Origin of the sequence: Rhodococcus sp. IEGM 1372 (assembly GCF_030056835.1) — a bacterium.
Taxonomy (GTDB): Bacteria; Actinomycetota; Actinomycetes; order Mycobacteriales; family Mycobacteriaceae; genus Rhodococcoides.
The window spans coordinates 1-8,903 of sequence record NZ_JASHKS010000046.1; the positions used below are offsets into that span (position 1 = coordinate 1).

Consider the following 8,903-nt stretch of genomic DNA (forward strand, 5'->3'; position numbering starts at 1 on the left):
CGAACGGAAACTAACCGACGCCAAGGTCGGATCCACCGTTAATCTGACACTCCCGAATCAACAACAACCGACTCCAGACAGCTTGACATTGAGCGCTGGTCATGAAATCGCGCGGACGGTTGACGCAGTCTGCGGCGATGAGTTGGCCGTCGCGGAGGTAGTAGCAGGTGAAGTCGCGATCGCGCTCCGGGTCGCCGTTGACGATGACGTCGTCGTATCCGGTGCCCAGTCCGGCGATCTGAAGCTTGAGGTCGTACTGGTCGGACCAGAACCATGGCAGCGCGGTGATGGTGGCGGACCCTCCGGTCAAAGTCGATGCCGCCACCTTCGCGTGTTCGTTTGCAGCGCAGACTCCTTCGAGGCGGACGCGCCGCGAGTAGCGGGCAACGTGGTAGGCGGCGCAGTCGCCGGCAGCGACGATATCGGGATCGTCGGTGCGGGTCCGATCGTCGATGACGATTCCGTTGTCGACGGTGATCCCGGCCGCTTCGGCGAGTTCGGTGTTGGGCACGATGCCCACCCCGATGACCACCAGATCTGCCGGGAGCGTGTCTCCGCCGGCCAGCACGACCTCGCGCACACGGCTGTCTCCGCGGAACTCCTCCACGAGCGCACCCGTCCGGATCTCCACGCCCGCTTCGCGGTGGATTCGGGTGAAGAACGTCGAGACCACCGGTGCGGTCACGCGTTCCAGAACACGCTCCGCGGCCTCGACGACGGTGACGTCGAGACCGGATGCCCGGAGGGACGCTGCCGTTTCCAAACCGATGTAACCGCCACCGACGACGACTACCCGTGTGCCCGGCGTCGCGGCCGAGCGTAGCGATGCGGAGTCGGCGGCGGTGCGCAGGTAGTGGATGCCCGCCAAATCTGCTCCGGGAGTTACCAGTCGGCGAGTTCGCGCGCCGGTGCACAGGGCGAGCTTGCTGTACGACTGCGTGACGCCGGAATCGAACGTGACCGTGCGAGCCTCACGATCGATGCTGCTCACCGAACCATCGACCAGCTCGATGTCCTGCTTGTCGTAGAAGTCCGCTCCGCGGATGGCCATGGCCTCGAGGGTCGAGGTGCCGGCCAGGTACGCCTTCGACAACGGGGGACGTTGGTAGGGCAACGTCCCCTCATCACCGATGAGAACTATCTCCCCGGCCCACTTCTCGCGTCGCAGATGTGCGGCGAGCTGAGCGCCGGCGTGGCTGGCACCGATGATCACCGCGCGTTCGGCACCCACTCAGGCCTGCTGCTTCGGGGTGAGGGTGACCATCATCTTGGATATGCCTCTCACGAAGTTGGACTGCACGTACTCGGGCTTCCCGACCACTTCGATGTTCTCGAACCGGGTCAGCAACTCCTCCCAGAGGATTCGCAGTTGCATCTCCGCGAGCCTGTTGCCCATGCACCGGTGCACGCCGAACCCGAACGCGATGTGGTTGCGTGCGTTCTTGCGGTCGATGATGAAGTCGTCGGGCCGATCGAACACGCGCTCGTCGCGGTTGCCGGAGGCGTACCACATGACCACCTTGTCGCCCTTGCGGATGAACTGACCGTTCAGGATCGTGTCTTCCTTCGCGATCCTGCGCATGTAGGCCAGCGGCGTCTGCCAGCGGATGATCTCCGACACCATGCCGGGCACGAGATCGGGATTCGCCTTCAGCTTCTCGAACTGATCGGGAAACTCGTTGAGCGCCAACACTCCACCGCTCATCGAGTTACGCGTGGTGTCGTTGCCCCCGACGATGAGCAGGGTGAGATTTCCCAGGAACTCCAGCGGCCGGTCGATGAGATCCTTCGTGTCGTCATTGGCTTGCAGCAGCGAGATCAGGTCGAAGCCGGGCTCTTCTCCTGCGGCCCTTCGCGCGGCCTTGTCGTGCCAGAGGGCGCTCAGGCCCTTGGCTGCGTCGACCATGGCACCGAACACCTCGTCGTTGTCCGAGGGGCCACCGTTGGTCTGTTCCATTGCCGTTGCCAGGTCCGACCACTCGACGAGCTTGTGTCGCTGCTCGTACGGGAAATCGAGCAGCGTCGCCAGCATCCGTGCCGTGAGTTCGACGGACACCGTGCGAACCCAGTCGAACGGCTGGTTCACGGGAAGGTCGTCGAGAACTTCCTGAACCCTGGACCGGATCAGGTCCTCCATCTCACGGAGATTCTTCGGGGCCACCACCCCTTGGACCGCGGCGCGCTGAGCGTCGTGACGCGGGGGGTCCATCGCGATGAACATCGCGATGTCCATGAAGCGCGGCGGCTTGCCGATGATGATGAACGGCTCCGCCGAGAACACCTTGTGGTTCTTGTCGACGGCGATGATGTCCGCATGCCGGGTGACCGACCAGAACGGCCCGAACGGGCTGTTCGGCTGGAAGTGCACCGGCGCTTCGTTGCGGACGCGCTCGAAGTACGACTTCCAGAGGCCTTGGCGGTAGAGGAACGGGTTGCTCAGATCGATGTCGGCGAGATCGACCTCGTCGACCGGCGGAATCGGTGTCTCGGTGAACATGACCTGGCCGTCGGTGCGGGTCACGATCCGACGCGTCTTGTCGTAGAGGTGCGCGCCGCGGATCTGCAGTTCCATCGGGATGACGGATCTCGCGGTGGTCGCGACGGTGTCGGCGATACTCATGGCTCTCTCCTTCGGTCCGCAGGTCAGATCTGGAATTCGGGAACGCGGACCGTCAAGCCGTCCCAGGATTCGCGCGCGGTCATCTGGCACGACAGCCGAGATGTCGGTTCACGCTCGGGGTTCATGGCGAGCATGTCCTCCTCGACCTCGTCGTTGGTGCCGACGACGTCGCTCCATGCGTTGTCGACGACGACGTGACAGGTTCCGCAGGCTGCTTCGCCGCCGCAGTCTCCGTCGATACCCGGGATGGCGTTGTCGACGGCAATCTGCATCAGGGATGTGCCCTCGGTCAGCGGTGCCTCGTGCTTCTCGCCGTCGTGCGTGACAAAGGTGACGTTGGCCATGGTGTTCTCCTCGCTGAGTAACTGTGTTCCAAGTCTCACTGCGATGGACTTTCCGAACCAGGCTCGAAAGCGTCGATTTGTTGTTAATTTGGCTCATGTGGGATCAACGGAGTCCGGAGTGCCCCCGCTTGCCTTCGCGCAGCTGCTCGGTAGTGGCGCGCTGGGCGAGCGGGCCGAGGCGGCGTTCCGACGCATCCTGGTGCGTGACGGCGTCAGCATGACGGAGCTGGTCACCCGCGACGGACAGGTGCCGCTGCGGTGGTTTCGGGAGGTGTACCCGGACCTCGACCGTCAACAGGGTTTCCGGCTCGGCGCGACGTTCGCGCAATACGTGCAGCCCACGTCGTTCGGCCCTCTCAGTCTTCCGCTGATCAGTGCCGGATCGGTGGCAGAGATGGTCGAGTTGCTGGAGTTCCTCCCGCTGGTCTCGACGGCTCTCGCCGTGCACATCCACCACACCGATCGAGGGTTGACCATCGGACTCGCCGGGCGCACGGGGGACGAGGGGCTCGACAGCATTGCTGTCGCGTACGGCGGTTCGTGCCTTCTTCGTCTGATCGACATGCTCGCCGGCTTCGCGGACGCGGTCGAACTTCACCTCGATATCCCGGCCCCGGAGCGCGATACGCTCGACGACGACGAGATCCGGCGCATCGTGTTCGATGCGCCGTCACCGTTCGTCTTCGTGCCGGCGGCCATCCTCGACGAGGCATGCCGGTTCTCCGATTCGTTGTCGTATCAACTCGGGATCGCGGAACTGAAGAAGGCCGTCGACGGCCGTCGTACGAAGTCGTACACGGACACCGTGCGCGCGCTGTTCGACACCGACCGCGAGTGCACCAACAGTGCGCACTGTGCCCGGAGAATGGCCGTCTCCACCAGCACCCTCAAACGAAAACTCGGCAACGAGGGAGCCACGTTCCGTGCGCTACGTCAGGCGTTCCTTCAGGAGCGCGCGACCGTGCGTCTGCTCGACGGTTCGGTCACCGTAGGGGAGATCGCCGCCGAACTCGGCTACAGCGACGTCGCCAGCTTCTCGCATGCGTTCACGCGATGGACCGGACGCTCACCGAGGGAATTTCGATCTCGCACCGCAGCACCGAGGTAGTGCGTTCGCGGTCGACGACCGTTCAATTCGTGCGCACGACCAGCGCGAAGGGTCCGATGTCGGTGACGGTGAAGCGCGGATCCTCGAACAGTGACTGCGGGAAGGTGACGGTGTAGCGGCGCACGTTCGGGTCGTTCGGGTAGACGTCCTCGGCCAGGCGCAGGGTGTAACCGTCGGCACCGCGGCGGAACAGGAACGCATCCGGCGCGCGCCACTGGCTGGTGTCGAGCGCGTCGACCAGCTGATCGGGCGTCTCGAGCTCGGTCCACTGCTCGATGGCGTCGGCTCGCTGATCGAACTGCGCCAGTGGGTTGGCGTAGTGCGAGGTCAGTCCTTGGAAGCCGAAGTACGGGTAGTAGCTGAGGAACGACGTGTCCGCCGTCAGTACGACGGTTTCGTCGCGCGGACGCTGGGTCTGCTCGGTCAGGGCGGTGTCGACCTCGCGGTAGTACGAGACCGCGCTCGGTGGACGCATGTCGGCGCGGTTGCCGTCACCGTCGGTGTCGGAGTACGCGACGGTGATCTCGGTCTGCAGTACCTGGGGGATGTTCTGCGCATAGGTCATCGCGCCGATGGCTGCTACGACGACAGCGGCGATACGGAACTTCGGTGGCTCGTTGATGGCCTGGTAGATCGCGTGGCTTCCTTCGAGGAAGCCGAAAACGCCTGCGCTGCCCAGCAATACGATCAGCACCGCTTCGAGGCGGAACGAGAGCAGGGTGGTGCCCGCGGCCGTGGCGGCCATGGAGAGCAGCGTCCACAGATAGATCGAGACGACGCCGACGCCCAGTGCCTGCGCTCGGCGTGAGGACGAGAACCGCACCGCCACCCACACCGTGCCGATGAGGCACAGCACGCCCATCAGGGAGAACTCGAACATCGGGAAAGGCAGTGTCGCACCGGCTTCGGGCAGATAGTGCAACGCTGTGCCCGACGTGGACGGCGCACCGCGCAGGAATTCGATCAGGTACGGCAGCCATACGGTCGCGGCGATGAGGCCCGATATCGCGGCGATCGCGGCGACCTTGATCGCGATGGGAACCAGTACGTTCCAGGACTTCTTCTCGCGATAGGCGAGGACGGCCGCGAAGAGCGCCATCAGCACGACGGTGAACGCCGCCAGGCCGAGATACAGCGTGTAGAACGTCGCGGCCAGACCGAGAAAGAGTCCGGTGCCGACCACCGCTCCCCACCCGCCCGAGGCGGTGCGGTGCAGGGCTCCCCACGCGAGGACCAGCGCGGGTGCGAAGAGCATCACGATCACGGCGCTGTATGCCTCGGGGGAGGCGTGGGCGACGACGAGTGCGGTGGTGACGGCGCTGACGGCGACGGCCCAGTCGGCTCGGATCAGTGCCTTCCACAGCACGAACGACACGACGGCGGTGACGGCGAGCAGCCCGATTGCGTAGGGCTTGAACACTTCCCAGCCGTCCATGCCCAGCAGGTTGCCGACGCGTCCGCCGAGCCAGAACCAGCCGGCCGGATAGAAGGGCGGAATGTCTGCGTACGTCATGTCGCGCAACGACGCCGAATCCGTCAGTCGCGTCAGGTATTCGGTACGGAACTCCTGGTCGACGGAGATGCCGAACAGGTAGAGCTTGGTTGCAGCCAGCGGCATCCCGAGGGTGACGGTGACGAATCCGCTCAGCCCGATCCACGCCGCGAGCCGAGCTATCCACGGCCACTTGTGAATCCGGTACAGGTAGATCGACGCGGCGAACAGTGCTGCAGCGGTCACCTGCCCGAGCGTCGTGATGGCGCGGGTGACATTGGACGAGTTGAACGCCGGCCACTGAACCAGTGAGAAGGCGTACAACCCGACCGTCGCCACGACCACTGCGACGAGCACACCGAGAGCGATTTCCCCGACGGCAGAGGCGGTTCTGCGAGCCGGTGCAACCCCGATTGTCATCGAGATCAGATGGGCAGCTTGCGGAAGATCGGCCGCGGCACGTGCCGCAGCACCATCATCACCAGACGCCAGGGCGCGGGAGTCCAGATCAAGGGGGTGCCCTTGCGTGACGCGTTCACCGCGAGCTTTGCGATGACCTCCTTGTCGACGGTCATCGGCGCTTCCTTGACGTGTGTGCTGAACTTGGTGCGCACCATGCCCGGGCGAACGACGGTGACCCGAGGTCCGAACTCGCGCAACGCTTCTCCGAGTCCTAGGTAGAACCCGTCGAGTCCGGCCTTGGTGGAGCCGTAGACGAAGTTGGAACGACGCACCCGCTCGCCTGCCACCGAGGACATGACGATGATGCGGCCGTAGGCCTGCGCCTTCATCTTCTCGCCCAGCAGCACGCCGACCGAAACGGAGGCGGTGTAGTTGATGTTCGCGGCGAGGACGGCCTTGCGCTGGTCCTGCCAGAGCTGCTCGGCATCGAAGTCGACGGCGAAAGCGACGATGGCGACGTCGACGTCACCCTTGGCCCAGGCCGCGTCGATCACCTTGGGATGCGAGGCGGTGTCGAGTGCATCGAAGTCGATGACGTCGACGGACTTCGCGCCCTTGGCCGTCAGCTGTGCGACGGCGCTGTCACGGAGAGGATCGTTCGGCAGCGCAGCGAGGATGACACGTGCCGGAGACTTCGACAGGTACTCCTCGGTGATCGCGAGACCGATCTCGCTGGTGCCGCCCAGAACGAGAATCGTCTGGGGGTTGCCTACGGCATCAATCGTCACAGCAGTTCCAGCCTTCTAGCCATATCGGAGGCGAAAACGCCTGTGGGGTCAACGGATCGGCGGACCTTGATCCACTCGTCGATCCGCGGGTACATCGAGTGGAAGGTCTCGGCGTCGGTGCGCGAATCCTTCGCGGTGTACAGACGACCACCGAACTCGAGCACCCGCTTGTCGAGCTCGCGAACGAACTCGTTCAATCCCGGCTTGATCGGGAAGTCGACGCAGATGTTCCAACCCGGAATCGGAAAGCTCAGTGGCGCTTTGTTTCCGGGTCCGAACAGCTTGAAGACGTTGAGGAACGAGTAGTGCCCGGACTTCTGGATGTCGACGATGATCTTCTTGAACTCGTCGACGGCCTCCGGAGGGACAACGAACTGGTACTGGAGAAAGCCCTTGGAGCCGTAGGCGCGGTTCCACTCACCGAACATGTCCAGCGGGTGGTAGAACGCCGTCAGGGACTGGACCTTGTTCCGGTAGTTGCCGGACTTGCGGTACCAGACCTCGCCGACGGCGGAGAACGTGTACTTGTTGGCCAGGCCGTTGGGGAAGACGTCCGGGAACGTCACCAGCGGCTTGGCGTTGAACCGCAGCGGGTCCTTCTGGAGTTTGGCCGGCAACTGGTCCAACGTCGCGAGCGATCCGCGCGAAAGGGCCGCGCGGCCGAGCTTGGGCGGCGGGGCGACCGCGTCGAACCAGGCACTCGAGTAGTCGTAGTTGTTCTCGCTGCCGTCGCTGTGCAGGGCGATGGTCTCGTCGAGGGTGGTGGTGACGTCTCCGTCGGCGATGAAGTAGGCCGTCTCCGTCGGCGTCATCTCGATCGTCGCGCGCAGGATGATGCCGGTCAGGCCGTTGCCGCCGACCGTCGCCCAGAAGAGCTTGGCGTTCTTGCCCGACGGCGTCAGGTGGCGGACCTGACCGTCCGCGGTGAGCAGTTCCATCGAGCGGACGTGGTTGCCGAAGCTGCCCGCGCTGTGATGGTTCTTGCCGTGGATGTCGGTGCCGATGGCCCCGCCGATCGTGACCTGGCGGGTACCCGGCAGCACCGGTACCCACAGGCCGAACGGCAGCGCGGCGCGCATCAGCTGGTCGAGGTTGACGCCACCGTCGACGTCGACGATGCGCGTCGACGCGTCGATGCTGTGGATGCCGTTCAAGGCATTCATGTCGATGACCAGGCCGCCGGAGTTCTGCGCATTGTCACCGTAGGAGCGGCCGAGGCCGCGGGCGATGACGCCGCGTCGGAGGTGGGCCGGCTTGGAGTCGTTCTGCTCGGCGACCTGCTTGACCGCGTTCGCGATGAGCTCGGGGTCGGAGGTCGAGAGCACCTCTCCGGTGGAGGGAGCGGTACGGCCCCAACCGGTGAGTGTGCGGGTCTGCGTGGGTAGCGGCGCAGTGTTCCCGGCCTGTGGTTCCAGGGGGAAGAGTGCGTCGTCGGCTGTCGTGGACATCGCTCAAGAGGGTACCCGCACCGCAGCAGCGGCTAGTGTCAGTCCTCGTGTCCACCCCCGACCGCTCCGCAGAAGAAGGCTCCACGGGCGACGACTGGTCGCCCGAGAACGACGAGTTGCAGCATCACGTCCCGCTACCCGTCGAGTTGCCGCTGACCGAGAACATCGCCGACGCGGCCCTCGATCTCAAGACGCAGGTGGTGCGTTTCTTGGCGACGGGTGTGCTGTCGGCCATCGTCGACCAGGGCGTCAACCTGATCCTGCACTTCGTGTTCGGTGTCGGGGTCACACTGGCCAAGGCCATCGGCTTCGTACTCGGAACGACGACGGCCTACCTGATCAACCGCCGCTGGACGTTCAACGCGGCCCCGTCACGGGCCCGGTTCTTCGCCGTCGTCGCGCTGTACGGAGTCACCTTCGCCGTCCAGGTCGGCATCTACACCTGGCTCTACCAGGCTCTTCCCGACGGCTTCTGGTACGCCAACGTGGCCTTCGTCATCGCGCAGGGTACGGCGACGGTCATCAACTTCCTCGTCCAGCGATTCGTGATCTTCAAAATCCGCTGAGTCGCGGGTTCGGGCTCGGGGGTCGCAGGCGCGGATTCGCCTCCGTGAGGTTCGCCCCGGGGGTTCGCCAGCGCGGGTTCGCCCCGTGAGGTTCGCAAACGCGCGCGCACTTGCCAAATGCGCGCATTCTCGTCA

General features: G+C 64.7%; 8 protein-coding genes. 2 read left to right on the forward strand and 6 right to left on the reverse strand.

The features are described 5' to 3' along the window. Positions 1-10: 10 nt before the first annotated feature. Genes QM590_RS23055 through QM590_RS23065 form a run of 3 tightly spaced genes read right to left on the reverse strand, consistent with a single transcriptional unit; the run spans position 11 to position 2,964 of the window. A complete protein-coding gene (locus tag QM590_RS23055) occupies positions 11-1,231 on the reverse strand; it encodes an NAD(P)/FAD-dependent oxidoreductase (protein WP_269596556.1) in 1,221 nt (406 codons plus the stop codon). Beyond that, entirely contained in the window at positions 1,232-2,620 is a 1,389-nt protein-coding gene (locus tag QM590_RS23060; RefSeq protein ID WP_269596555.1) for a cytochrome P450, read from the reverse strand. A gap of 23 nt (positions 2,621-2,643) precedes the next feature. After that, positions 2,644-2,964, reverse strand: a complete 321-nt coding sequence (locus QM590_RS23065) for a 2Fe-2S iron-sulfur cluster-binding protein (protein ID WP_149407732.1) — start codon at positions 2,962-2,964, stop codon at positions 2,644-2,646. A gap of 118 nt (positions 2,965-3,082) precedes the next feature. Here QM590_RS23065 and QM590_RS23070 point away from each other — a divergent pair, with 118 nt between their 5' ends. Beyond that, positions 3,083-4,072, forward strand: a complete 990-nt coding sequence (locus QM590_RS23070) for a helix-turn-helix domain-containing protein (protein ID WP_411741381.1) — start codon at positions 3,083-3,085, stop codon at positions 4,070-4,072. A 22-nt stretch (positions 4,073-4,094) separates the two neighbouring features. Here QM590_RS23070 and QM590_RS23075 read toward each other — a convergent pair whose 3' ends face one another. Genes QM590_RS23075 through dprE1 form a run of 3 tightly spaced genes read right to left on the reverse strand, consistent with a single transcriptional unit; the run spans position 4,095 to position 8,202 of the window. After that, positions 4,095-5,984: a galactan 5-O-arabinofuranosyltransferase gene (locus QM590_RS23075; RefSeq protein WP_269596553.1), complete on the reverse strand. Its 1,890-nt coding sequence runs from the start codon at positions 5,982-5,984 to the stop codon at positions 4,095-4,097. Between the two features lie 5 nt (positions 5,985-5,989). Next, a complete protein-coding gene (gene dprE2 / locus QM590_RS23080; RefSeq protein ID WP_269596552.1) occupies positions 5,990-6,754 on the reverse strand; it encodes a decaprenylphospho-beta-D-erythro-pentofuranosid-2-ulose 2-reductase in 765 nt (254 codons plus the stop codon). Next, complete coding sequence (gene dprE1, locus QM590_RS23085; RefSeq protein WP_269596551.1) at positions 6,751-8,202, reverse strand: decaprenylphosphoryl-beta-D-ribose oxidase; 1,452 nt, start codon at positions 8,200-8,202, stop codon at positions 6,751-6,753. The genes dprE2 and dprE1 overlap by 4 nt, the downstream gene beginning before the upstream one ends. Positions 8,203-8,249: 47 nt before the next feature. Between dprE1 and QM590_RS23090 the strand changes: the two genes are divergently transcribed. Further along, positions 8,250-8,768 (forward strand): GtrA family protein, encoded by a 519-nt coding sequence (locus tag QM590_RS23090; RefSeq protein ID WP_082899055.1) that lies wholly within the window; start codon positions 8,250-8,252, stop codon positions 8,766-8,768. Positions 8,769-8,903 lie beyond the last annotated feature (135 nt).

Bases quoted from the DNA above. Each gene is read 5' to 3' on its own strand.
- QM590_RS23060 (WP_269596555.1), bottom strand. From the start codon at position 2,620: ATGAGTATCGCCGACACCGTCGCGACCACCGCGAGATCCGTCATCCCG.
- dprE1 (WP_269596551.1), bottom strand. From the start codon at position 8,202: ATGTCCACGACAGCCGACGACGCACTCTTCCCCCTGGAACCACAGGCC.
- QM590_RS23065 (WP_149407732.1), bottom strand. From the start codon at position 2,964: ATGGCCAACGTCACCTTTGTCACGCACGACGGCGAGAAGCACGAGGCA.
- QM590_RS23075 (WP_269596553.1), bottom strand. From the start codon at position 5,984: ATGACAATCGGGGTTGCACCGGCTCGCAGAACCGCCTCTGCCGTCGGG.